Annotated in this window: 20 protein-coding genes and 1 pseudogene; 12 read left to right on the top strand and 9 right to left on the bottom strand. The window is 74.7% G+C overall.

Going from position 1 to position 25027, the window contains the following annotated elements:
- Positions 1-81 precede the first annotated feature (81 nt).
- The 5 genes from EV374_RS32580 to EV374_RS16460 all read left to right on the top strand — a co-directional run bounded on the left by EV374_RS32580 (position 82) and on the right by EV374_RS16460 (position 4078).
- Positions 82-255 (top strand): hypothetical protein, encoded by a 174-nt coding sequence (locus EV374_RS32580; protein ID WP_165947806.1) that lies wholly within the window; start codon positions 82-84, stop codon positions 253-255.
- 57 nt (positions 256-312) lie between these two features.
- Complete coding sequence (locus EV374_RS16445) at positions 313-1077, top strand: methyltransferase domain-containing protein (protein ID WP_132236259.1); 765 nt, start codon at positions 313-315, stop codon at positions 1075-1077.
- Positions 1074-2255: an alkaline phosphatase family protein gene (locus tag EV374_RS16450; protein WP_486485796.1), complete on the top strand. Its 1182-nt coding sequence runs from the start codon at positions 1074-1076 to the stop codon at positions 2253-2255. The genes EV374_RS16445 and EV374_RS16450 overlap by 4 nt, the downstream gene beginning before the upstream one ends.
- 52 nt (positions 2256-2307) lie before the next feature.
- Positions 2308-3567: a DNA polymerase IV gene (locus EV374_RS16455; protein WP_132236263.1), complete on the top strand. Its 1260-nt coding sequence runs from the start codon at positions 2308-2310 to the stop codon at positions 3565-3567.
- 115 nt (positions 3568-3682) lie between these two features.
- Positions 3683-4078 carry a DUF3040 domain-containing protein gene (locus EV374_RS16460; RefSeq protein ID WP_132236265.1) on the top strand — a complete coding sequence of 132 codons (396 nt, stop codon included), beginning with the start codon at positions 3683-3685 and terminating at the stop codon, positions 4076-4078.
- A 256-nt stretch (positions 4079-4334) separates the two neighbouring features.
- On the opposite strand, the gene EV374_RS16465 is transcribed toward EV374_RS16460, so the two are convergent.
- From EV374_RS16465 to EV374_RS16475, 3 genes are read right to left on the bottom strand one after another with little or no spacing between them, the layout of a single operon-like run.
- Positions 4335-6797 carry a transglutaminase TgpA family protein gene (locus EV374_RS16465; protein WP_132236267.1) on the bottom strand — a complete coding sequence of 821 codons (2463 nt, stop codon included), beginning with the start codon at positions 6795-6797 and terminating at the stop codon, positions 4335-4337.
- Positions 6798-6813: 16 nt separating this feature from the next.
- Positions 6814-8112 (bottom strand): DUF58 domain-containing protein, encoded by a 1299-nt coding sequence (locus tag EV374_RS16470; protein WP_132236269.1) that lies wholly within the window; start codon positions 8110-8112, stop codon positions 6814-6816.
- A 1-nt stretch (position 8113) separates the two neighbouring features.
- Positions 8114-9169, bottom strand: coding sequence for an AAA family ATPase (locus EV374_RS16475; RefSeq protein WP_132236271.1), 1056 nt, complete (start codon positions 9167-9169; stop codon positions 8114-8116).
- Between the two features lie 580 nt (positions 9170-9749).
- Here EV374_RS16475 and leuS point away from each other — a divergent pair.
- On the top strand, positions 9750-12584 hold the full coding sequence (gene leuS / locus EV374_RS16480; protein ID WP_132236273.1) for a leucine--tRNA ligase: 2835 nt from the start codon (positions 9750-9752) through the stop codon (positions 12582-12584).
- A 116-nt stretch (positions 12585-12700) separates the two neighbouring features.
- On the opposite strand, the gene EV374_RS16485 is transcribed toward leuS, so the two are convergent.
- Together EV374_RS16485 and EV374_RS16490 are read right to left on the bottom strand one after the other, a co-directional pair.
- A complete protein-coding gene (locus tag EV374_RS16485) occupies positions 12701-13555 on the bottom strand; it encodes an ABC transporter permease subunit (protein ID WP_132236275.1) in 855 nt (284 codons plus the stop codon).
- Complete coding sequence (locus EV374_RS16490) at positions 13552-14466, bottom strand: ATP-binding cassette domain-containing protein (protein WP_486485797.1); 915 nt, start codon at positions 14464-14466, stop codon at positions 13552-13554. The genes EV374_RS16485 and EV374_RS16490 overlap by 4 nt, the downstream gene beginning before the upstream one ends.
- Before the next feature lie 132 nt (positions 14467-14598).
- On the opposite strand from EV374_RS16490, the gene EV374_RS16495 reads away from it, so the two are divergent.
- The gene (locus EV374_RS16495; RefSeq protein WP_132236279.1) at positions 14599-15846 is read left to right on the top strand and encodes a sensor histidine kinase; all 1248 of its coding nucleotides are present in this window, start codon (positions 14599-14601) and stop codon (positions 15844-15846) included.
- A complete protein-coding gene (locus tag EV374_RS16500; RefSeq protein ID WP_132236281.1) occupies positions 15843-16499 on the top strand; it encodes a response regulator transcription factor in 657 nt (218 codons plus the stop codon). Before EV374_RS16495 ends, EV374_RS16500 begins: the two co-directional genes overlap by 4 nt.
- Before the next feature lie 64 nt (positions 16500-16563).
- Here the strand turns inward: EV374_RS16500 and EV374_RS16505 are convergent, their stop codons facing one another.
- From EV374_RS16505 to EV374_RS16520, 4 genes are read right to left on the bottom strand one after another with little or no spacing between them, the layout of a single operon-like run.
- The gene (locus EV374_RS16505) at positions 16564-17406 is read right to left on the bottom strand and encodes a phosphotransferase (protein ID WP_207914241.1); all 843 of its coding nucleotides are present in this window, start codon (positions 17404-17406) and stop codon (positions 16564-16566) included.
- Between the two features lie 58 nt (positions 17407-17464).
- Positions 17465-18148 carry a VTT domain-containing protein gene (locus EV374_RS16510; RefSeq protein WP_132236285.1) on the bottom strand — a complete coding sequence of 228 codons (684 nt, stop codon included), beginning with the start codon at positions 18146-18148 and terminating at the stop codon, positions 17465-17467.
- Positions 18145-18867, bottom strand: coding sequence for a type 1 glutamine amidotransferase (locus EV374_RS16515; protein WP_132236287.1), 723 nt, complete (start codon positions 18865-18867; stop codon positions 18145-18147). Before EV374_RS16515 ends, EV374_RS16510 begins: the two co-directional genes overlap by 4 nt.
- Complete coding sequence (locus EV374_RS16520; RefSeq protein ID WP_132236499.1) at positions 18857-20104, bottom strand: MurT ligase domain-containing protein; 1248 nt, start codon at positions 20102-20104, stop codon at positions 18857-18859. The genes EV374_RS16515 and EV374_RS16520 overlap by 11 nt, the downstream gene beginning before the upstream one ends.
- 355 nt (positions 20105-20459) lie before the next feature.
- On the opposite strand from EV374_RS16520, the gene mraZ reads away from it, so the two are divergent.
- The 4 genes and pseudogenes from mraZ (at position 20460) to EV374_RS16540 (ending at position 25023) form a co-directional block, all read left to right on the top strand.
- Complete coding sequence (mraZ, locus tag EV374_RS16525) at positions 20460-20891, top strand: division/cell wall cluster transcriptional repressor MraZ (protein ID WP_132236289.1); 432 nt, start codon at positions 20460-20462, stop codon at positions 20889-20891.
- A gap of 204 nt (positions 20892-21095) precedes the next feature.
- Positions 21096-22209 (top strand): annotated as a pseudogene (gene rsmH, locus EV374_RS16530) (16S rRNA (cytosine(1402)-N(4))-methyltransferase RsmH).
- Positions 22199-22804, top strand: a complete 606-nt coding sequence (ftsL, locus tag EV374_RS16535; protein ID WP_132236291.1) for a cell division protein FtsL — start codon at positions 22199-22201, stop codon at positions 22802-22804. Before rsmH ends, ftsL begins: the two are co-directional and overlap by 11 nt.
- 5 nt (positions 22805-22809) lie before the next feature.
- The gene (locus EV374_RS16540; protein WP_132236293.1) at positions 22810-25023 is read left to right on the top strand and encodes a peptidoglycan D,D-transpeptidase FtsI family protein; all 2214 of its coding nucleotides are present in this window, start codon (positions 22810-22812) and stop codon (positions 25021-25023) included.
- Positions 25024-25027 lie beyond the last annotated feature (4 nt).

Here is a 25027-nt window from a genome sequence, read left to right on the forward strand (position 1 = left end):
CGGTTTTCCGGGCCGGATGGAGGGACACTCCAGCTCGCGCGGGCAGAGTGGCCCGCGCGAGCACGAGGGGGACGAACGATCATGGGAAACAACGACGGTAGCGGTGGGGTGGCGAACTCCCGGCGGACCCGGCTCGGCGCAGGTTGGACCCCGAGCCACCACACGGAGCCGCGCGAGTACGAGATCGTCGAGGGCCCGGTGGCCAACGCCCTGCGGTCGCGGGCCGAGGACGACGCCGCAGCCGGCGAGTCCTGACCTCCCACCCGGAGCCGGCCGGGTCGCCACAGGTGCGGCTCGGTGCGGCTGGACCGGGTGACTAGGCTCGACCGGGTGGAGCAGACCCCAGGCCGGCTCGCCGGGCCGCCGCTGACCCCCCGTACCGCCGTGATCTGGTCGGTGCTGCGCGCCGAGCTGGAGCGCCGCGCCGGCACCGCGCTGACCGTGCTCGACGTCGGTGGCGGCACGGGCGGCTTCGCCGTGCCGCTGGCCCAGGCCGGGCACCGGGTCACCGTGGTCGACGCCAGTCCCGACGCGCTCGCCGCGCTGACCCGCCGGGCCGCGGAGGCCGGCGTGGCCGAGCGGGTCCGCGCCGTGCAGGGCGACGGCGACGCGCTCGCCGGCCTGGTCGAGCCGGGCAGCGCCGACCTGGTGCTCTGCCACGCCGTGCTGGAGGTCGTCGACGACCCGGCGGCGGTGGTGGCGGCGTTGGTCACCGCACTGCGGCCGGGCGGCGCCGCGAGCGTGCTCGTCGCCAGCCGGGCCGCCGCCGTGCTCGGCCGGGCCATGAACGGGCACCTGGACGTCGCCGCCGCGCTGGCCGCCGATCCGGCCGGCACCGCCGGCACCCGGGACACCCTGCGCCGGCGCTACGACGCCGACGGCGCCGCCGCGCTGCTCACCGCCGCCGGGCTCGTGGTCGAGCAGATCCACGGCGTACGCGTGCTCGCCGACCTGCTCCCCGCCGCCGTCGCCGACGGCCAGCCCGCCGCCCTGGTCGAGTTGGAGCGGGCGCTCGCCGCGCGGGCGCCCTGGCGGGACCTCGCCGCCCAGCTGCACCTGTTCGCCCGCCGCCCGTGACCGACCCGACCCGCCCGCCGCACCCGCCCGGGCCCACGCTGGAGATCGTCGGGCCGCGCTACGGCGACGCCAGCCTCGCCGACGTCCTGCCGTCCGCGCTCGCCGTGCTCGACGTGCCCGGCGCCACCGACCCGCTCGGGCTGCGGGCCGCGCTGCCCGGGGTACGCCGGATCGCGGTGCTGCTCGTCGACGGTCTCGGCTGGCACCAGATCCCGACCGCCGCCCCGTACGCGCCGACCCTGGTGGGGCTCGCGGCCACCGTCGGGCGGCAGCTGACCTCCGGCTTTCCGTCGACCACGCCGACCAGCCTGGTGACGCTGGGCACCGGCGCCGCCCCCGGCGCGCACGGCGTGCTCGGGTTCACGGTGCGGGTGCCGGGGACCGACCGGGTGCTCAACCACGTCGAGTGGGCTGCCGACCCGCAGCCGCTGCGCTGGCAGCCGGTGCGTACGCAGCTGGAACGGGCCCGCGCCGCCGGGGTCGCGGTGACCGTGGTGAGCCGGCCGGAGTTCGGCGGCAGCGGGCTGACGCTGGCCGCCAACCGGGGCGGCGACTACCGCGGCGCGGCCGGCGTCGACGCGCTCGCCGAACGGATGCTCGGCGCCCTCGCCGCCGGAGCGGGGCCCACACTGGTCTCCGGCTACCACCCCGACCTGGACCGGCACGGCCACCTGACGGGCGTCGACTCGGCGCCCTGGCGGATCGCCGCGGCCGAGGTGGACCGGCTGCTGGCCCGGCTCGTCGACGGATTGCCGCCCGACGCCGCGTTGCTGGTCACGGCCGACCACGGCCAGCTCGACGTGCCGGCCGAAGACCGCTTCGACCTGGACACCGACCCCCGGCTGCGCGCCGGGCTGGAGGTGGTGGCCGGGGAGCCCCGGGTCCGCTACCTGCACGTCGCCCCCGGCGCCGTGGACGACGTGGTGGCCGCCTGGTCGGCGGTGCTCGGCGACGCGGCCCGGGTGCGTACCCGCGACGAGGTGGTGGCCGCCGGCTGGTTCGGTCCGGTGGCGGAGGAACACCTGGCGCGCATCGGCGACGTGGTGGTGATCTGCAACGGCACGTACGCGGTGACCGCCTCCCGCTCCGAGCCGCCGGCGGTCTCCCGGCTGGTGGCGTACCACGGGGCGGACACGGCGGCCGAGATGACGATCCCGCTGCTGGTCGTACGCGGCTGACCGGCCGGGCCTGCCGGGGTGGCATGTCACAGGCCCGGGCTAGCCTGCGGGGATGGGCCGCAGCCAGTCGTTGCCCCGGGGCGGCGATCCCCGGTTCGGGCCGGACGCCGACGATTCCGGCTGCCCGATCCTGCACGTCGACATGGACGCCTTCTTCGCCTCGGTCGAGGTCCGCCGCCGGCCGGAGTTGCGCGGTCGGCCCGTCGTGGTCGGCGGCACCGGCCCGCGCGGGGTGGTGAGCTCCGCCAGCTACGAGGCCCGGCGCTACGGCGTACGCAGCGCCATGCCCACCGCCCGGGCCCGGGCGCTCTGCCCGCACGCGGTCTACCTGTCGCCGGACTTCACGCAGTACTCGGCGGCCTCCGCCGCGGTGATGCAGATATTCCGGGACGTCACCCCGCTGGTCGAGCCGCTCTCCCTGGACGAGGCGTTCCTCGACGTGGCGGGCGCCCGGCGGCTCTTCGGCCCGCCGGCCGCCATCGCCCGCCGCATCCGCGAGCGGGTCGCGGGGGAGCAGGGGCTGAGCTGTTCCGTCGGCGTCGCGCCGAGCAAGTTCGTGGCCAAGCTCGGCTCGACCCGCGCCAAGCCCGACGGCCTGCTCGTCGTCCCGGCCACCCGGGTGCTCGACTTCCTGCATCCGCTGCCGGTGTCGGCGCTGTGGGGGGTGGGGGAGCGGTCCACCGAGACGCTGCGGCGGCTGGGCCTGGCCACGATCGGCGATCTCGCCGAGGCCCCGGTCGGCATGCTGCGCAAGGCGCTCGGCGAGGCGTCCGCCGCCCACCTGCACGAGCTGGCCTGGGGGCGCGACCCGCGCCGGGTCACCCCCGAGCAGGCGGAGAAGTCGATCGGCGCCGAGGTGACCTTCGACGTGGACGTCACCGACCCGCTGGAGATCCGCCGGGCGCTGCTCGCCCTCGCCGAGAAGGTCGGCATCCGGCTGCGCCGGGCCGGGCAGGTCGGGCGCACCGTGTCGCTCAAGGTGCGGCTGACCGATTTCCGCACCGTCAGCCGCTCCCGCACGGCGGGCGTGCCGACTGACGTCGCCAGGGAGATCTTCGACACCGTCTGGGCGCTCTACACCGCGCTCGACCCGGGTGAGCCCGTCCGTCTGGTCGGCGTACGGGTCGAGGGGCTCGCCGCCGCGCGGGAGACTCCGCGACAGCTCACCCTCGGTGCGCCCGAGCGGGGCTGGCGGGAGGCGGAGGCCGCAGCCGACGCCGCCGCTGCCCGTTTCGGGCGGTCCGTCATAGGTCCAGCCAGTCTGCTCGGGCCCCGCGAGGGGCGACGAAATGAAAATCCACCCCGGCCGTAGGTCGTCCCGCTTTCCGACGCGCGAGGGCCCTCGTAGACTTGCGGGTAAGCAGCCGGTTGGCTGCCACGGTCTGTCGGCCCGACCGGGCCGACCAACGTGACCGGGGAGGAGTGCCGTGCCGCTCTCGGAGCACGAGCAGCGGCTGTTCGAGCAGATCGAGCGGTCGCTTGCCGAGGACCCCAAATTCGCCTCGGCCGTGCGCGCCAGCGATCCGCGCTTCCACGCGCGGCGTCGCCTGCTCGTCGCTGCCGGCGTGATCATCGCTGGGCTGGCCCTGTTGGTCTATGGCGCGGTGATCAAGCTTCCGCCGCTGGCAGTGGCGGGTTTCGTCGTCATGCTGGCCTCGGCCGCGTTCGCGGTGCAGTCGCACCGTCGGGGGCAGTCACCGGACCTGCACGTCGTGGGCGGGACGACGAGTCGTCGTCGCCCCCGCGGCCGGTCGGGTCGTCGGCCCTCGATCCTGGACCGGATGGAGGACCGGTGGCGGCAGCGCCCGGAGGGGCACCGCTGAGCCCGGCCCGCCCCTGAGGCGGGCCGCGCGACAGACAGTCGACCGCCGGGACGCCCGGCGGCCACCGACGACTCCGCACGCCCCGGGGGCGTGCATCCTCTTCATCTCCCGATGCCCGGCATCCGGCCGGTGCCTCGTCGACCCCTGAGCCCGGTCGGCCCCTGACGGCCGTGACGCCGGTTGGCCGCGACGGCAGCCCCGCGAACGCGACGGGCCGGCGGGGGCGGGTGCCCCTACCGGCCCGTTCGTCCGTCGGTCAGCGGGCCATGCGGCCGGCCAGCAGGCGACGCGGGTTCCAGCGCAGCAACCGGTGCCGGGCCCGACCGCCCGCCGCCACCAGCCGGGACGACGCCTCGGCCGTGCCCGTACGCCAGCGCAGCAGCACCGACGGCGGCAGCACCGCCGCCACCAGGCGGGTACGCCGGTCGGTCTGTGCGGCGAGCGCGGCGCGTACGGTGCGCAGGGCCGGCAGGAGCTGCTCGCCGGTCAGCGGATCGCGGGCGTAGCGGGCGCGTTCCTCGGCGCGGCCGAGCAGGCGTACTGCCGTGGTCGCCCCCGCGTCGGCGGTGAGCGCCTCCCGGGACAGCCTGTCGGCGGTCGCCCGGGGGGTCTCCGTCCGGTCCACCCGGACCCGGTAGTCCACGAGCGTGTCCAGCAGTTCGTCCCAGGCGGCGTGCGCGTCCGCCCGCGCCCGCTCCGCGTCCGCCACCACCACCATGCGTCGCCCGTCGGTGGGCGCGTCGCCGGCGGCCCCGGGGCGCACCGCCGCCGCGGCCGGTTTCGCCGGGCCGCTGCGCTTGCGGCGCAGGGCCGTGCGGCGCAGCGCCGGCAGGGCGAGCAGAGCGAGCAGGGCCAGCACCGCCGCGGCGGCGTACCAGGGCCAGACCGGGGCCTGGTCGGTCGGGGCGGTGCCGTCGAGGGCCAGGCCGGAGTCGATGTCCTCCTCGGGGCCCTCCGGCCCCGCCGGGCCGGCCGACGGGTCGACGTCGCCGGGGGCGCTCGTCGGGCCTGCGGTCGGCGTCTCCGCCTCCGGGGCGTCGATGTCCGGCGCCCAGGCCGACCGGGTCGAGCCCTGCACGCCGTACGCCGGGGTCGGGTCGAAGGGCACCCAACCGACCTCGTTGAAGTAGACCTCCGTCCAGGCGTGCAGGTTCCGGTTGGTCAGCGTGTACGTGCCGTCGCCGGAGTTGCTGCCGTTGGCGAAGCCGAACGCCACCCGGGCCGGTACGCCGGCGGCCCGGACCAGCCACGTCATCGCGGCGGCGTACTGCTGGCAGAAGCCGACCTTGTTGTCGAGGAAGTCGATGATCTCCCGCCCGCTGGTGCCGCCCTTGGTGCTGAGCGAGTAGGTGAAGCCGTTGTCCGCGGAGAAGTGGTCGTAGATCGCGCGGACCTTGTCGTACTCGGTGTCCTTGCCCCGTACCAGGGTGGAGACCAGCTCCTCGACCTCGGGCACCGGCGGCGGCGTGGGATGCAGGCGCCGCACGGCGTGGTCGGCCGGCAGCGGCGACGACCGGCGCAGGGCCGCCGGCGTGTAGGTCGAGCGCACGTACTCGAACGAGTAGCGCTTGTCGCGCGAGTTGTCCCGGTGGGAGAAGACCACCTGGAGGCTGGGGTCGTACGCCCAGTTGCCGTTGAGGCCCTCGGAGCGCACCGGTTCGGTGTAGACCGGCAGCAGCGGCATGTTGAGGGTCTTCGTCACCTCGACCGTGGCCTGGTACGTCCGCTGCTCGACGCCCCGCGCGGACGGCGCCGGCAGGTCGTCGACGGGCCGGCCCGTGGGGGTGCCCTCGCGGAAGCCGCTCGGCGTGAGCTTGTCGGCCACGCCGAAGCGCAGGTAGAAGGGGCGGGGCTCGTTCGTGGTGACCTTGACCAGGTCGGCGACCTCGGACTGGTTGAGCTGCCCGCTCAACGCCGCGAACAGGTCGATCCGGCCGGTGCCGCCCTGCCCGGAGCGCCCGTTGCCGTTGCCGTTGCCCGAACCGCCCAGCGTGTCCAGCAGCCCGCCCGTCATCCCCGGTACGGCCAGCGGCAGCACCACGGCCAGAGCCACACCCACCGCCGCCAGCCGCCGGCCGGCGGCGGCCAGCGGCGAGGCCTCCCAGACGTCGACGTCCCGCCCGTCGCCGGTGAAGCGCCGGCCGAACCGGCGGACCCGGTCGACGTTGTCGGTCACCAGCAGCCAGAGGAACCCGGCCGCGCCGACGACGAACGGCACCGCCGGGACGCTGTCCACGTAGACCGCGACGGGCACCGAGTAGATCGCCAGCATCGGCAGGCCGGCCAGCGCCGGCCGGCGCAGCCCGACGGTGAGCACGTCGACCACCACGGCCACCCCGCCGATCCCGAGCACCGTGACGAACAGCAGCGGGTCGGTGTCGGGGACCTTGACGCCGTACGAGCGCATGTCCTCCAGCGAGCCGTCGAGCAACTCGCCGAAGTGCGTGAAGGTCGACGGGGTGGGCACGATGCCCAGCAGTTCGGTGCCGCCGGGGAAGAGCCAGGTCAGGGCCAGCGTCAGGCCGGCCAGCATGCCCAGTGCCTGGCCCCAGAGCGGAACCCGCGCCAGCCGGGCGAGCGCGGCCACGGCGGCGACCACGGCCACCGCGATCGTCGCCTGGATCAGCCACGTCCAGCGTTCGAAGATGGCCGACAGCGGCGCGGCGGCGAGCAGCGTCGCCGCGGCGGCCACGAAGCCCAGGTTCCGGTGGGCGATCATGAGGGGACCCTTCCGTTCATCGCATGCCGCCGGCCACCGTCTCGGCCATGGCCGCCCGCAGTGCGAAGCCCTGCGAGCCGCGGGCCGCCTGCGGCCAGAGCGCGGGCAACTGCGTGCCGTGGTCGACGCCGATGACCCGCCAGCCGCTCTGCAACATGGCCAGCGCGGCGGCGCCGTGGGCGTGGTCGGCCTCGGCCCGGGCCTTGGCGGGCAGGTTGAGCCAGGTGGAGCTGTCGAGCAGGAAACCGACGCAGGTGGCGCCGTTGCCCCGCAGTCCGGCCAGCAGTTCGGCCTCGGCCGTGCTCACCGAGCCGAAGAGGCCGATGATCAGGCCGCCGTCCGCCCGTTGCCGGACCCGCTGCACCAGGGTGGTGAGCTCACCGAACTTGTCGAGCCGGACCTCGGCGAGGTGGTCGAGGAGCACCCCGTCGCCGGCCCCCTCGGACGCGTCCACGTCCGCGCCGGAACCCGTGACCAGGCGCAGCTTGTAGCCGGCCTGCCGCAGGTGCACCGCGATGCTGGCCGCGGCGGAGACCGCCCACTCGAAGGAGGCCGTGGGCCCGTCGCCGCGGTGGCCGTACGCGCGGGTGTCCAGCACGACGGTGGCCCGGCTCTCCCAGGGCTGCTCCTCCCGGCGCACCATCAGCTCGCCCGTGCGCGCGGTGGACTTCCAGTGCACCCGGCGCAGGTCGTCGCCCATCCGGTACTCCCGGGTGGCGGCGTCGTCCTCGCCGTGCACCGCCACCGAGCGGGCCCGGCTGTCGCCGCTGCCGGCGTACTCGCCGGGCAGGCGCACCGAGGGCAGCGGCGTGACCTGCGGGATGACGGTCAGATGATCGGTGCTCGGGAAGGCGCGGCTCAGCTCGCACAACCCGAACGGGTCGGTCATCCGGACCACCAGCGGGCCCACCTCGTAGCGGCCACGCACGTCGGCGCGCACCGTGTAGGCCACCGAGCTGGCCTGGTGGGCGCCGAGCCGCTCCAGCACCACCCGGGGCCGGCTGCCCAGCGCGTACGGCAGCCGGTCCTCCAGCAGCAGGGTGCCGGTGGGCAGGCGGGACATGTTCTGCAACCGCAGCACCACCCGGGAGCTGGCCCCGACGGGCACCCGGTGCGGGTCCAGCGACCGGTTGCAGGCCAGCTTGTAGCGGCTGCGCCCGACGTAGGCCGCGGCGAGCAGCGGCAGGACGGCCAGCAGCACGGCCACCCGGAGCAGGTCCTTCTCGCCGAGGATGCCGGCCGAGACCGCCGCCGCGACCGCGGCCGCCACGAACGAACGGCCGCGGGTGGTCAGGCCGCGCAGCCCGTCGCGCACGTCACCGCCTCCGCGGCTCGTACGTGGCTCGGCCGTTGCCCTCGCCCGTGGGGCGGGTGTCGTACGGGGAGCGCCCGCGATCGTGCGGCAGCGGCAGCCGGTGCACCAGCTCGGAGACGATCGCGTCGGTCGTACGCCGGGCGAGCTGGGCGTCGGCGGTGGGGATGATCCGGTGCGCGAGCACCGGCACGGCCAGCACCTGGAGGTCGTCGGGCAGGACGTAGTCGCGCCCCTCCAGGGCGGCCACCGCGCGGGCGGTGCGCAGGAGCTGGAGGGTCGCCCGCGGGGAGGCGCCCAGCCGCAGGTCGGCGGCCTCGCGGGTGGCGGTGACCAGGTCGATCGCGTACTGCTTGACGGCGTCGGCGACGTGCACCTGCCGGACGTGGCCGATCAGCTGCCGGACGGTGTTGGCGTCGGCGACCGGACGCAGCTCGTCCAGCGGGTCCGTCGCGCCGTGCCCGTCGAGCATCGCCAGCTCGGCGCTCGGGTCCGGGTAGCCCATCGCGATGCGGGCGGTGAACCGGTCGCGCTGCGCCTCGGGGAGGGGATAGGTGCCCTCCATCTCGATCGGGTTCTGGGTCGCGACGACCATGAACGGCGTCTGGAGGTGGTAGGTGACGCCGTCGACGGTGACCTGGCGCTCCTCCATGCACTCCAGCAGCGCCGACTGCGTCTTCGGCGAGGCGCGGTTGATCTCGTCGCCGACGACCAGGTTGGCGAAGACCGCACCGGGGCGGAACTCGAAGTCGTGCGTCTCCTGGTTGTAGACGCTGACCCCCGTGACGTCGCTGGGCAGCAGGTCGGGGGTGAACTGGATGCGGCGCACGGTGCAGTCGATCGACCGGGCCATGGCCTTGGCGAGCTTGGTCTTGCCGACCCCGGGCACGTCCTCGATGAGCAGGTGGCCCTCGGCGAGCAGGACGGCCAGGGCGAGCCGCACGGTGGCGGTCTTGCCCTCGATGACCTGTTCGATGTTCGACACGATGGCTTCGCTGGCGGCACGGAACTCGTCGTGCGGCAACGCGCCGCCCACCTCGTCCCAGGTCTGTTGTGTCACGGGCCTCCTCCTCGTCGCCGGACGGCAGCTCTGTATAGAGCACCTGGACCCGCCGTAGGGTTCGCGACGCCGAGCCTCGTCTGCCGCAGAAATCTCACTGGTATCTCAGGCTAACCATGTTTGTCGCCGTCGCCGACCCCCGCAGGTAGACGGTCGGTTACGCACCGAACATTCGCCGGGTCGGGGGAACGAACCGTTGCTCTCGGTGCCGACGATGATCACGAAGGGCTGCCGCAGCGCGTACGTCCGCGGTCGCCGTCCCGACCCGTGGCGGCGGGCGACGTGCGGGACCGGACGGCGGGGTACACTCCCGGGCATGGCCGGATTCTTCCTGCTTCTTACCGGGCCGTGCTGATGCGCTGACGCGCGACAGCACGGCGGCCCCTCCTGCGCGAGGGGCTTTTTTGTGCCCTCCGCCGGACGCCCCGGCGATCGGCACCGGCACCGGCGCCGGCCCTCGGGCGGCGCGGCGCCGGCGGCGGACAGACCCGAGCCAGACCGACATGACCGCGCCGAGCGAGGTCAGCACCCAGCCCGGCCGTGGCGTGGCCGGCGGCGACGAGCGAAGCGAGGAGACGCCATGAGTGAGGCAGCACCGGCCGACATTCCCCCGTTCCGGTACACCGCGGCCCTGGCCGAGGAGATCGAACAGCGCTGGCAGGACGCCTGGGCGCGGGAGGGGACGTTCCACGCCCCGAACCCGACCGGCCCGCTGGCCGACCCCGGTCACCCGCGCGCCGGGGCGGAGAAGCTGTACGTCCTGGACATGTTCCCGTACCCGTCGGGCGCGGGCCTGCACGTCGGCCACCCCCTGGGCTACATCGGCACCGACTGCTTCGCCCGCTACCAGCGGATGGCGGGGCGCAACGTGCTGCACGCCATGGGCTTCGACGCGTTCGGCCTGCCCGCCGAGCAGTACGCGGTGCAGACCGGCACCCACCCGCGGACCACGACCGTGGCCAACATCGAGCGCTACAAGGCGCAGCTGCGCCGGCTGGGCCTGGCCCACGACGAGCGCCGCTCGGTGGCCACCATCGACACCGACTTCTACCGGTGGACGCAGTGGATCTTCCTGCAGGTCTTCAACTCCTGGTACGACACCGGGGCGAAGCGGGCCCGCCCGATCGCCGAGCTGATCGCCGAGTTCGAGGGCGGCAACCGGCCCACCCCCGACGGGCGGCCGTGGGCGGAGCTGTCCGTCGCCGAGCGGCGGGGGATCGTCGACGACCACCGGCTGGCGTACGTCTCGCAGGCGCCGGTCAACTGGTGCCCGGGGCTGGGCACCGTGCTGGCCAACGAGGAGGTCACCGCCGACGGCCGCTCCGAGCGCGGCAACTTCCCGGTCTTCAAGCGCAACCTGAAGCAGTGGATGATGCGGATCACCGCGTACGGCGACCGGCTGCTGGACGACCTGGACACGCTGGACTGGCCCGAGCCGATCAAGCTGATGCAGCGCAACTGGATCGGCCGCTCCACGGGCGCGCACATCGACTTCCCGACCGCCGTCGCGCCGATCCGGGTGTTCACGACCCGTCCGGACACCGTCTTCGGCGCCACCTACATGGTGCTGGCCCCCGAGCACGAGCTGGTCGACGCCCTGGCGCCGGCGGTCTGGCCCGAGGGGACGAAGGACGCGTGGACCGGCGGGCACGCCAACCCGCGCGCGGCCGTGGAGGCGTACCGCAAGGCGGCGGCGGCCAAGACCGACGTCGAGCGGCAGGCCGACACGAAGGAGAAGACCGGCGTCTTCGTCGGCGCGTACGCGACCAACCCGGTCACCGGCGGGCAGGTCCCGGTCTTCGTCGCCGACTACGTGCTGGCCGGCTACGGCACCGGTGCGATCATGGCGGTGCCCGGCCAGGACGAGCGGGACTGGGCGTTCGCCGAGGTCTTCGACCTGCCGATCGTGCGTACGGTGCAGCCGGCGGAGGGCTTCGACGGCAAGGCGTACACCGGGGACGGCCCGGCGGTCAACAGCGCCGCGCCCGAGCGCGGCCTGGACCTGAACGGCCTGGGGGTGGCCGAGGCGAAGGCCCGGATCATCGAGTGGCTGGAGGCCAACGGGCACGGCACGGGCGCGGTGACCTACCGGCTGCGCGACTGGCTGTTCTCCCGGCAGCGTTACTGGGGCGAGCCCTTCCCCATCGTGTACGACGAGACCGGCGCGGCCATCGCCCTGCCGGAGGAGATGCTGCCGGTCGAGCTGCCCGAGGTGGACGACTTCTCGCCGCGCACGTTCGACCCGGAGGACGCCGGCAGCAACCCGGAGACCCCGCTGTCGCGCCGGCGCGACTGGGTCGAGGTGGAGCTGGACCTGGGCGACGGCCCGAAGCGCTACACCCGCGAGACCAACGTGATGCCGCAGTGGGCCGGCTCGTGCTGGTACGAGCTGCGCTACCTGGACCCGACGAACTCCGGGCGCTTCGTCGACGCGGAGAACGAGGCGTACTGGATGGGGCCGCGCGGCGAGGGCGACTGCGGGGGCACCGACCTGTACGTCGGCGGCGCCGAGCACGCCGTGCTGCACCTGCTGTACGCCCGCTTCTGGCACAAGGTGCTGTACGACCTGGGCCACGTCTCGTCGTTCGAGCCGTTCCGCAAGCTGTTCAACCAGGGCTACATCCAGGCGTACGCGTACACCGACGCCCGGGGCGCCTACGTGCCGGCCGAGGAGGTCACCGAGCGCGACGGCGGCTTCTACCTGGGCGACACCCAGGTCAACCGCGAGTACGGCAAGATGGGCAAGTCCCTGAAGAACGTGGTCACGCCGGACGAGATGTGCGCCGCGTACGGGGCGGACACGTTCCGGGTCTACGAGATGTCGATGGGTCCGCTGGAGGTGTCCCGGCCGTGGGAGACCCGGGCGGTCGTCGGGTCGTACCGGTTCCTGCAGCGGGTCTGGCGGGCGGTCGTCGACGAGCAGACCGGCGTGCTGCGGGTCACCGACGCGCCCGCCGACGAGGCGACCCGGCGGCTGCTGCACAAGGTGGTCGACGGGGTCCGCGGCGACATGGAGGCGATCCGGTTCAACACCGCGATCGCCAAGCTGATCGAGCTGACCAACGGGCTGACCCGGCTGGCGGAGACCCCGCGCGAGGTGGCCGAGCCGCTGGTGCTGATGCTGGCGCCGTTCGCCCCGCACGTCGCCGAGGAGCTGTGGCGCCGGCTGGGGCACGACACCTCCCTGACGTACGCGGACTTCCCGACCGCCGACCCCGCGCTGCTGGTGGCCGAGACGGTGACGTACCCGGTGCAGATCAACGGCAAGGTGCGGGGCCGCGTCGAGGTCCCCGCCGACGCGTCCGAGGAGACCGTCCGCGCGGCGGCCCTGGAGGCGGTCGCACCCTCGCTGGCCGGCAAGGAACCCCGCAAGGTCATCGTCATCAAGGGCCGCATGGTCTCCGTGGTGGCCTGACCCGCGCCGCGCCGCGCCGAAGGCGTCGATCATGCAGTTGTGGTGGGGGACAAGGTCCCCGGGCCGGGATGAGCCGGACACCACGACTGCATGATCGACGCGCCGGGTGGGGTGGGTCAGGGGTCGCGGCGGTGGGTCAGGGTTATTGCCGTCAGGGTGGCGGTCGCGGACCAGGCGGCCAGGGTGAGCCAGGAGCCGGTGACGGTGGCCGGGTACGGGTCCGGGTTGAGGGCGTCGGGATGCACCTCGATCAGTCGTAGCCAGGCGGTCAGGGGCAGGGCGTTGTACGCCTCGGCGATCCACCGGTGCTCGTCGCTGTCCACCGCCATCGGCACCAGCACGAGCACCGCCGTCGCGGCGGCCACCGCCCCGGCGGCGTGCCGGGTGAGCGCGCCCAGACCCAGCCCGACCAGCGCGCACACGGGCACGAGCACGGCGCTCGCCACGACCGCGCGCAGCACCCCCGGCTCGCCGATCGACCACCCGGCGTCCCGGTCGGCGAGGATCGCCTGGGACACCCAGAACGACGTCGCCGCGGTGACCGTGCCGAAGCCGAGCATGACCCCGGCCAGTACGGCGGCCTTCGCCGCGACCAGCGCGCGGCGGGCCGGGACGGCGGCGAGCGTGGCCCGGATCAGCCCGCTCTGGTGCTCGCCGACGATCGTCAGGGCGCCGATGGTGGCCGAGGCGAGGATCAGCACCAGGTAGCCGACCTCGGGGAAGGCGTCGCGCACCGGCCCGTACAGGTGGAACATCTCCCGGCGCCCCTGCGGGTACCTCGGCCAGTTCCGGTGGTCGGCGAGGCTGGCGTTGACGCTGACCCCGACCACGAACAGGAAGACCAGCGGCAGCGTCCAGCGGGTCGAGCGCAGCGACCACAGCTTGATCCACTCGGCGGCCAGCAGGTCGCGGAACCGGGCCGGCGCCCCGGTCACGGTCGGTCGGCGGGTCGACTGGGTCACGGCGGTCATCGGGTCCCCTCCCCGGCGAGATACTCGACGCTGTCGGCGGTGAGTGCCATGAAGGCCTCCTCCAGCGAGGCGGTACGGGCGGTCAGCTCGTGCAGCCCGACGCCGTGGGCGAGCGCGAGGTCGCCGATCCGCGCGGCGGTCAGGCCGGTCACGACGAGCGCCCCGGCGTCGTCCGGGCGGACGTGCGCGCCCTCGGCCGTGAGCACGGCGGACAGGGTCGCCGGGTCGGGCGTACGGACGGTCACGTCGGCCCGGGTGCTCCCGGCGGCGAACTCGGCGAGGCCCTGCTCGGCGATCAGCCGGCCCCGGCCGATCACCACGAGCCGGTCGACGCAGTTCTGCATCTCGCTCATCAGGTGGCTGGAGACGAAGACCGTGCGCCCCTCGGCCGCCAGCCGCCGGAACAGGTCCCGTACCCAGCGCACCCCTCCCGGGTCGAGACCGTTGAACGGCTCGTCGAAGAGCAGGACGGGCGGGTCCCCGAGCAGCGCGGCGGCGATCCCGAGCCGCTGCCGCATGCCGAGCGAGAAGCCGCCGATGCGCCGGCGGGCGACGGCGGACAGGCCCACCTCCCGCAGCACCTCGTCGACCCGGGCGCGCGCGATGCCGTTGCTGCGGGCCAGGGCCGACAGGTGGGCGACGGCGCTGCGCCCGCCGTGAACGTCCCCGGCGTCGAGCAACGCGCCGGCGTGGCGTAGCCCGCGCGGCCGGTCGGCGAAGCGGACCCCGTCCACCGTGACGGTGCCGCTGGTCGGCGCGGTGAGCCCGATGATCATCCGCAGCGTGGTGGACTTGCCGGCCCCGTTGGGGCCCAGGAACCCGGTCACGTGGCCGGGGCGCACGGTCAGGGTGAGGTCGTCGACGGCCGTCGTGCGGCCGTACCGTCTCGTCAGGGATTGAAGTTCGATCACCCCACCCACGCTGCCGGCCGGCGGGTCGCGGGGCGTCGCCCCGGCGGCCACACCCCGCGGCCGGTGACCGGCCCCGGGGCGTACGCCCGTGGGCCGATGCGCGGGCGGCGACGGGCTGTCTACCGTGTGCGCATGGACGCGACCACCCCGCCGCCGCGCCGCGCCCCGGCGCTGGCGCGGGCGGTGCTGCCCTGGCTCGGCGTCGCGGTGCTGCCGCTCGCCGTGCTCATGGCCCCCGTCGTGGCGTCGAGCCGGGCGGGCGTGGGGTTCGGCGACTGGTGGCTCGCCGAGCGCTACCTGGTTCCGCTGCTGGCCGTGGCCCCGCCCGCCGGGCTGCTGCGCCGCCGCCCGGTGCTGGCCCTGGCCCTGATGGTCGTCGCGGCGTGCGTGGTCACCGTCGCCGTCAACGTTCCGGAGGACGGCTACCTGACCGACATCTGGTACGCGCAGTTCCTGGCGATCGACCTGGTGGTGGGGCTGATCGCGGCGAGGAGATCCCGCCGCGTCTCGGTGCCGGTGGCCGTTGCGGTGCTCGTCGTGCAGGTCACCGCGGGCTTCGCGAACCCCAGCAGCGACCCCATCAACCGGGCCACGCTCTCCGTGCTGGCGGTCGTCACCGCGTGGACCGTCGGCAACTCGGTCCGGGCCCGGCGCGGCTACGCCGCGGCCGTCCGGGCGCACACCGCCGCCGAGGCGGTCACCGCCGAGCGGCTGCGCATCGCCCGCGAGCTGCACGACATGGTCGCGCACAGCATCGGGGTGATCGCCATCCAGGCCGGTATGGGCGCCCGGGTCATCGACACCCAGCCGGCCCAGGCCCGCGCCGCGCTGGCCACCATCGAGGCGACCAGCCGCGACACCCTGGCCGGCCTGCGGCGTACGCTCGGCGCGCTGCGCCGCCCGCAGTCGGAGTCGGCGTCGCTGGACCCGACGCCGGGGCTGGACGATCTCGACCGACTGGTCGTCGCCGCCGCCGACGCCGGGGTGCGGGTGGACCTGCGGCGCGTCGGCGAACGGCGGCCCGTTCCGGCCGAGGTCGACCTCGCCGCCTTCCGGATCGTGCAGGAGGCGCTCACCAACGTGGTACGACACGCGGGCACCGACCGGTGCCGGGTCACCGCCGAGCACAGCCTCGACGAGGTGGTCGTGGAGATCGTCGACGAGGGTCGGGGCGCCCGGGTCGGCGGTGAGGGGCACGGAATCCTCGGCATGCGCGAACGGGTCGCTCTGCTGGAGGGCCGGTTCCACGCCGGGCCCCGTCCCGAGGGCGGCTTCCGGGTGGCGGCGTGGCTACCGGCACCCCCCGCAGCGCCGGCGCCACCGGCAGCACACGTGGCGACGGAGTCGGTCGGAGCGCGGGCCGGGACGGCGGACCGGTGAGCGTCCGGGTGCTGCTCGTCGACGACCAGCCACTGGTCCGCGCCGGCCTGCGGGTGCTCATCGCCGACGCCCCCGACATCGACGTCGTCGGCGAGGCGGGTACGGGGACCGAGGCGGTGCGGCTGGCCCGCGAGGTCGTGCCGGACGTGGTGCTGATGGACCTGCGGATGCCCGGCATGGACGGCATCCAGGCCACCCGCGCGATCACCGCGCACGGCGGCGCCACCCGCGTCCTCGTGCTCACCACCTTCGACGACGACGAGCACGTGCACGCCGCGCTGCGCGCCGGCGCGAGCGGGTTCCTGGTCAAGGACATGGCGCTGGACGACATCCTCGGCGCGGTCCGGGTGGTCGCCGCCGGGGACGCGCTGATCGCCCCCGGGGTCACCCGCCGGCTCATCGCCGAGTTCGCCCGCCGGCCGACCCCCGCCGCCCCGACCAGGGCCCTCGACGGCGTCACCGAGCGGGAGCGCGAGGTGCTGACGCTCGTCGGCCGGGGCCTGTCCAACGGCGAGATCGCCGCCGAGCTGGTGATCAGCGCGGCCACCGCCAAGGCGCACGTGGCCCGGCTGTTCAGCAAGCTGGGCGCCCGCGACCGGGTGCACCTCGTCATCGCCGCCTACGAGGCCGGGCTGGTTTCCCCGACGGGATGAGGCGCGCGACCGGGCGCACTCGGGGCGTTCAGCGCAGCGTGGTCGCCGTGCGGCGCGGAGCCGGTCAGCGCAGCGCGGCCGCCACCACCGGGCGGTGCCCGGCCAGCCAGTCGTGCCAGCGGCGCACCGTGTCGGCGATCCCCGCGTCGCGGAGCCGGCACATGGCCGCATCGCCCCGCTCCGCGCCGGCCGCGATCCCGCGCCAGGTCGCGTCGATCTGGGCGAGCATCACGTCGACCAGTTCGGCGCGGGGCAGCGCGAGCGGCCCGGTGCCGGCCGCCTCGTAGGCGTCGCAGAGCAGTCGGGCGCGCCGGCCCAGCTCCACCGGGTCGGCTCCCGGCCCCGCCGCCGCCCAGTGCCAGGCGGCGAAGGCGACGTCCTCGACCCGCCGGCCGGGCGCGGCCAGGTCCCAGTCGATCAGCGCCACGGGCAGCGGGCCGGCCGGAGAGTGCCGGTACACCGTGTTCTTCGGGGACAGGTCGCGGTGGCAGACCGTCTCGGCGTCGCCGGCCAGCGGGCTGCCCGCGCAGGCGTCGTGCAGCCGCCGGAGCAGCTCGGCCAGCCGGGTCAGCGCCGGGTCGGCGAAGTACGCCGGATCCTCCCTGTCCCGCCACGGCACCCGGCCGTCGACGTGACTGAGCACCTGCCGACCCCGCTCGTCCGTGCCGAGGTGGCGGGGCGCGACGTCCGCGCCCACCCGCTCCAGGTGCCGCAGCAGCGCGGCGACGAACTCGGCGTTCTCCGGCGGCGTACGCCGGACGGTGTCGCCGACCCGGACCACCTCGGCGATGAAGCCGCCCCGCAGCCGCTCCTCGGTGACGATCGGGTCGACGCGACCGGTGGCGATCGGGTCGACGCGACCGGTGGCGATCGGGTCGACGCGACCGTCGTCGGTCGGCTGCCGCACCTCGGGTTCCGGCCCCGTGGCCCCGCCCGCTCCGGGCGACCCGCCGCGCATCACGGCCTCAGCTCGGCCCGAGCCGGCGCTGCCGCTCGGCGCGCCACCAGCGGTGGATCAGCACGACGCTGGCGATCAGGCCGAGCGCGGCCGGCGCGACGCCCAACCAGTTGACGTCGCCCGGGGAGGTGACCGTCGCACCCACCGCCGCGTAGCCGAACGCGGTGGGCGCGGAGGCGATCACGCTGCCGGCGAGGAACGGCAGCACCCGGGCGCCGGTGGTGCCGTAGCCGTAGCTGACCAGCCCGAAGCCGGCGATCGGCAGCAGCCGTACGGTGACCACGCCGAGGACGCTCTGGCGGGCGAACCAACCGTCCAACCGGGCCAGCCGGCCGCGTACCCGCTCGGCGACGAAGTCCCGCCCGAGTAGGCGGCCGACCGTGAAGCCCAGCGCCGCCGCGAGCAGGGCGGCGCCCAGCGCGTACGCGGCGCCTTCCAGCGCACCGAAGATCGCGCCCGAGGCGAGCGTGATGAAGGTCCGGGGGACCAGCGCGACCAGCAGCAGCGCCCCGCCGAGGACCGCCGCCACGGGGGCGAGGCCGCCCAGCCGGTCGGCCAGCCCGGGCAGTTCCCGCGCCTCGGGCAGGTCGACGACGAGCAGCACCGCCCCGAAGGTGGCGAGCAGGAGCAGCAGCAGGGCGAACCGGACGGCCGACGGCTGCCGCAGCAGCCGCCGGACGGCCAGGATCATGCCCGGGCGGCGGCGGCCACCGCGGTGCGGCGCTCGGCGCGCAGCCGGTCCGACCAGGTGTCGTCGAGCGGCGGGAGCTGGTGCGCGCCGGTGGCCCAGCGCAGCAGCAGGTCCGCCAGGGCGGGATTGCGGGCGAGGGCCGGGCCGTGCGAATACGTGCCGAGCAGCTTGCCCCGCCACGCTCCCTCGGTGGCGCCGTCGTTGCCGACCCCGGCGGTGACCCGGGCCAGCGGGGAGACCCCCGGGCCGAGGTGGGTGCGCCCGCCGTGGTTCTCGAAACCGGTCAGCGCCGGCACGCCCAGCCGAGGGTCGATCTCGCCGGCCAGCTCGCCGACGGCGCGGGTCGGCCCCCGGTCGGAGGAGAGGTCGAGCAGCTCCAGCCCGGCGCAGAGGGTGCCCTTGGCGAAGAAGGAGGTGCCGAGGAGTTGGTAGCCGGCGCAGACCCCGAACACGACCGAGCCCTGGGCGACCGCCCGGTGCAGGCCGCCGTCGGCGAGCAGCCGCTGCGCGCCGAGCGCCTGCGGGCCGTCCTCGCCGCCGCCGATGAGGTAGATGTCGGCGGTGGAGGGGAGACGCTGGTCGGAACGCACCTCCAGCACCTCGACCGGGAAGCCGCGCTGCCGCGCCCGGCGGGCGAGGATCAGTGCGTTGCCCCGGTCGCCGTAGGTGGAGAGCAGGTCGGGGTAGATCCAGACGATGCGCAGGCTCTCAGTTGACACGGTCCAACTCCGCTCGGATGTCCTGGAACGCGGTGTAGTTCGCGATGACCTCCAGGCGCCCCGGGGGCACCGACCGGACGGCGTCGTCGAACGTCCGCACATGCTGGAAGGGCACGTCGTTGACCTCGAGCCGGACCGCGAGGTCGTACGCGCGGTCGCCGGTGATCAGCACCTGCCGGCCCCGTAGCGGGGCGAAGTCGACGTCGAAGAGCCAGGAGGTGTCCAGCCCGTCGGGGTCCCGGGCGTTGATGGAGAGCAGCGTCGGGGCGACGTCGGCCATGTCGAAGGCCTCCAGCCAGCTGGCCGGGTTCTTCGCCAGCAGCAGCCGGATGTTGCGCCCGTCCCGGTCGACCTGGGCGTAGCGGCCCGCGACGGAGGTGACGCTGCCGAGCTGGAGCACCGCGTCCACGGGCCGGACGCCGAACTCGGCGGCGACGGCCAGGGCGGTCGCGGCGTTGCCGACGTTGACCTTGCCCGGGAGCTGGAGCTTGACCTTGTGCCAGGCGCCGGTCGGGTCGAGCACGCCGTCGTCCTCCACCGTCCACTGCGGCTCGGGCCGGCGCAGCGGGCAGCCGCTGCACCACCACTGTTCGCCGGAGCGCTGGATGGTGGAGCCGCACTCGGGGCAGACCCAGGAGTCGTCGTGCCAGCGTTGCCCGGCGCTGAACCAGGTGACCTGCGGCGGGGCGATGCGGTGGTCGTGGTTGGGCGGCGGGGTCGCGGCCCAGACCACCATCGGGTCGTCGGCGTTGGCGACGACGCGGACGTTGGTGTGCCGGACCAGCGCGGCGCGCCAGAGCTGCGCCATCATGGCGACCTCCTTGGCCCGGTCGAGCTGGTCGCGGGAGAGGTTGAGCAGCGCCACCACGTGCGGCTCGGTGGCGTCCAGCACCTGGGCGAGGTAGTGCTCGTCCACCTCCAGCACCGCGTAGGGCGTGCTGCCGGCCTTGGCGAGCGCCGAGGTGTGCCCCGTCGGCATGTTGGCGCCGAACGAGTTGGTGGCGACGCGGCCGAGCACCCCGACCGCCGCTGCGGTGAGCCGGGTGGTGGTGGTCTTGCCGTTGGTGCCGGAGATCAGGGCGATCGCGCGCCCGGCCGACAGGTGGGCCAGCAGGTCCGGGTCGATCTTCAGGCCGATCCAGCCGCCGATCACCGAGCCGTCACCGCGCCCCGCGGCCCGCGACAGCGCCGCGGCGGTCCGCGACACCGAGCTTGCCACCTTTGCCCGCAGGGGCATCTTCGCGTCCGTCACCCGAGCGAGGTTACCGGACCGGCGACCCCGCCAGATCGCCGCCGACGGCGAACCGTTCGGCCGGGGTGCTCCGGCGGGGTGGTCGGGACCCGCTCAGCCGGACGGAGTCGATCTATGTCGGAAAGCGGACCGGCCCGGCGGGCCCCGCGGCCCTCCACTCCGCTCCACCCCGGTTGACGTGCGGTTTTGCGCGCCGAAAGGCCGCGCCACGCGGGCGATTCTGGTTGCGGGTGGAGGGAAGTGGAGTAGAGTGGGGCGCAGTGGTGAGGCCGGGAGGGCCCACCGGCCCGGGGGGTCAGCGGCGCCGCGAACGCCGCTCAAGGGCGAGGGGGTTGGGCCGATGTTCCTCGGCACCCACACCCCGCGCCTGGACGACAAAGGCCGGTTGATCCTCCCGGCGAAGTTCCGGGACGAGCTGGCGGGGGGTGTCGTGATAACCAAAGGGCAGGATCGCTGCCTCTACGCCTTCCCGATGCCCGAGTTCCAGCGGATCGCGGAGCAGTTGCGCGCGCAACCGATGACGAACAAGGCGGCCCGAGCCTACAGCCGGGTCTTCTTCGCCAGCGCGCACGACGAGGTGCCCGACAAGCAGGGCCGGGTGACGATCCCGGCCCACCTGCGGGACTACGCCGCCCTCGACCGGGATCTGGTCGTGATCGGCGCGAGCACCCGGGTGGAGATCTGGGACAAGGCTGCCTGGGAGACCTACCTCGCGGAGAGCGAAGACGACTTCGCCGACATCGAGGAGGGGGTGCTGCCCGGCGGTCTGTAGGGCGTGACGGCGCCCGACGTACTGCGAGATCTCCACCCGCTTTCGAGTTCCTGGCACCCCTTCCCCGGTGCCAGGCGCACGATCCGATCGGAGGGCCGCGGCCTCCGACGGCGGGAGCGGATGGGGATCTGGCGGTACGACGGCACGGCGTCGTCCGACGACAGACGCGTGAAGGACGAAGGTTTCACACCAGTGGGGGTCGACATGGGGGAGCTACGCGGCACGCACGTGCCGGTGCTGCTCGAGCGGTGTCTCGAGTTGCTGGCCCCCGCGCTGGGCCGGGGCGGGCGGACGGTCCACGTCGACGCGACGCTGGGCCTGGCCGGGCACGCCGAGGCGGTGCTAGAGGCGCATCCGGAGACGGTGCTGATCGGGCTGGACCGGGACACCGAGGCGCTCGCTCACGCACGCGTCCGGCTGGCCCGCTTCGCCGACCGCGTCCACCTGGAGCACGCCGTCTACGACGAGCTGCCGGAGGTGCTCGGTCGGCTGGGCTACCCGGCGATCGACGGCATCCTGTTCGACCTCGGCGTCTCCTCCCTGCAACTCGACGCACCCGACCGCGGGTTCGCCTACGCGCAGGACGCCCCGCTGGACATGCGGATGGACCAGACCCGGGGGGTGACCGCCGAGGAGGTGGTCAACACGTACGCCCATCCGGACCTGGCCCGCGTGCTGCGGGTCTACGGCGAGGAGAAGTTCGCGGGCCGGATCGCCTCGGCGATCATCCGCGAGCGGGAGCGGGCCCGGATCACCTCGTCGGCGCGGCTGGCCGAACTGGTCAGGGAGTCCATTCCGGCACCCGCCCGACGAACCGGGGGACACCCGGCCAAGAGAACGTTTCAGGCTTTACGGATCGAGGTAAACAAGGAACTGGCAGCGCTGGAGACGGCGCTGCCGGCCGCGCTCGACAAGCTCAACGTGGGCGGCCGCATGGTGGTCCTGTCCTACCACTCGCTGGAGGACCGGCTCACCAAGGCGGCGCTCAGCGACCGGGTCCGCAGCAAGGGCCCGGTCGACCTCCCGGTCGAACTGCCCGGGTCCGGTCCGACGTTCCGGCTGCTCAGCCGGGGTGCCGAACTCCCCGGGGAGGCGGAGGTCGCCGCGAACCTGCGGGCCGCGTCAGTGCGGCTGCGGGCCGCGGAGCGACTCGACCCGGACGCGGCACAGCAGGGCGGCACCGACCGCGAACGGTACCGCCGGCGGGTCAAGGCGATGCACCAACCAGGGGCGGGGTCCCCCGGATCCGACACGGATCCGACGGACCCCGGGGGACGGGACAGGGACGGACGAAGAGGGGGAGGGACATGACTATTGACAAGCGCGACCGTCGGGACATCGCCGGCGGCGGGCAGCGCGCACCGCGGTCGGGGGGCCGGACCGCGGCGGAGCGGGCCACGCGCATCGGTACCGGCACGCCGCGGGCGGACCGCGCGGACCGGCAGGGGGAGACTCGCGCCCGGGGGGCGCGCGAGTTCCCGACCCAGGGCAGCGCCGCGCTGCGTCCGGCCGAGCGGGACAGCGCCGTCACGGCCCGTCCGCCCCGGCTGCGGGTGGCGCCGCCGCCGCCGGTGAAGGTGCCGCGGGCACCCTTCGCCGCGCTGGTGCTGGTGCTGGTGGTCGGCGGGGTGCTCGGCATCCTGCTGGTCAACACGAAGATCAACGAGAACGCCTTCCGGCTGGAGAAGCTCCAGGAGCAGCAGGCCAAGCTCGACGTGGAGCAGCAGCAGCTCAACAAGGAGATCGCCGACGCGGAGGCCCCGGGCAACCTGGAGGCCCGGGCCCGCAAGCTCGGTCTGGTGGAGGCGGGCGAGCCGGCCTACATCCGGCTGCCCGACGGCAAGGTCATCGGCGTGCCGCAGCCCGCCGGGGGCAAGCCCTCGATCACCAGCCAGCAGGGCGCGGGAGGCTGACGACCGTGCCGCCGAGATCGGAGGAACCGCGCCGGGACGCCACAGGCTCCCGGCGCGGTTCGTCGCGTAACGCCGGGGGCCGGGGCGGCGAGCCGCGCTCCGGCGAGCCGGGGGTCGGTGGCATCTCCGACGCCCGGGCGTACACCCCTCGCGGGCGCACCGTGCGCGAGCAGCGCGCCGGCGGTCGCGCCGAGCGGGACGCCGACGCCGGCCCCGCCGAGCAGCGCCGGACGCCACGCAGCACGCGCTCCGGCGACCCGTTCCGCCCCGCCCTCCAGGTCCTCGACGGCGGGCGCGCCGGCGCCGGCCGGGCCGGCCGGCGGGAGGCGGCGGGCCGCTCCGGCGTCGTCCGCACCGTCACGCCCCGCACCCCGCGCCACGACGACGAGCCGGCGGCGCCGCGCCGCCGCGCCGCCCCGCGCCCCGCCCGCCGGCCGGACCGGCCGGCCGCCCGGCGGCCGTCGCGCAAGCCGCCGAAGCCGCCCCGGCTGGCCGATCCCCGTCGCCGGCTGCGGCTGGGCACCGTGCTCACGCTGACGCTCTTCGCCGTCATCGGCATCCGGCTGGTGGTCCTCCAGGCCGTGGAGACTCCGGCGTACGCCGGCGGTGGTCTCGCCGACCGGCTGCGCACCGTCACGCTGCCGGCGGCGCGCGGCGCCATCTACGACCGGTCCGGCGCCCCGCTGGCGCACAGCGTCGAGGCGCGCTACGTCTACGCCGACCCCACCCAGATCAAGGACCAGCAGGCCACCGCCAGGGCACTGTCGCCGCTGCTCGGCATGCCGGCCTCGGAGCTGGCCGAGAAGATGAAGCCCCGCAAGCGGGTCAACGGCGTCGACTCGCAGTTCGAATACCTGGCCCGCGGGGTGGACATCGACCAGGCCCGGAAGATCACGGCCCTGGAACTGCCCGGCATCTACACCCACCGCGACGAGCGGCGCGAGGTGCCCGGCGGCGACCTCGCGGCCAACCTGCTCGGCTTCACCAGCCAGGACATGGTCGGGCTGGAAGGGCTGGAGGCCCGCTACGACGACGTGCTGCGCGGCAAGGACGGCAAGCGGGTCTACGAGGTCGGCCTCGGCGACCTGGCCGCCCCGATCCCCGGCGGCTACAGCGAGACCACGAAGGCCAAGCCGGGCAGCTCGCTCCAGCTCACCATCGACCGCGACCTGCAGTTCATGGTGCAGCGGATGCTGAGCCGGCACATGGCGCAGAGCAAGGGCAGCACCGGCGCCGCCGTGGTGATCGAGATCCCCTCCGGCGAGGTGCTGGCCCAGGCCAGCCACCCCACCTACAACGCGGCGAAGCCCGTACCGAGCGACCCGACCGACCGGGAGGACGCGGCCACCAGCTTCGTGGTCGACCCCGGCTCGGTGCACAAGGCGATCACCTTCGGCGCCGCGCTCCAGGAGCGCGTGATCACTCCCGACACGACGCTGCCGATCGCCAACGGCATCAAGATGGGCGACGTCTGGTTCACCGACACGCACAAGGCGCACGGAAAGCGGATGAGCCTGCCCGGCATGATGGCGTACTCGTCCAACGTCGGCACCATCCAGATCGCCGACAAGCTCGGCCCGGAGCGCCTGATCGACTACCAGAAGCGCTTCGGCCTCGGGGAGCCGACGCGGGTGGGCATGCCCGGGGAGGCCAGCGGGCGGCTGCTGCCGCTCGACGAGTGGAGCGGGTCGTCGTACGGGTCGGTGCCGATCGGGCACAGCGTGGACGCCACGCCGCTGCAGATGGCCGCCGTCTACGCGACGATCGCCAACAACGGCACGTACGTGCAGCCGCGCCTGGTCAAGGAGGTGATCGGGCCGGACGGGAAGCGTACGCCGACCGACCCTCCGGTCACCCGGTCGGTGCTCAGCCCGGAGAACGCCGCTGCGCTGCGGACCATCCTGGAGGCGGTCACCACGGTCGAGGACGGCACCGGCAGGGCCGCGGCGATCCCCGAGTGGCGGGTCGCCGGCAAGACCGGCACCGGCTGGCGGCTGGTCGACGGGCGCAAGCAGCTCGGCGAGGTGGCCTCGTTCATCGGGATGGCCCCGGCCGAGAAGCCGCGCTACGTGATCGCGGTCTTCGCGCACACCCCCTCCGGCGGGGGCGGGGACATCGCGGCCCCCGCGTTCCGGGACATGATGCAGTTCACGCTGCGTCACTACGGGGTGCCGCCGAGTGGGGAGAAGGCCCCGAAGTTCACGGTCTATCCGCGTTGAGCGG

This window comes from Micromonospora sp. CNZ303 (genome assembly GCF_004345505.1).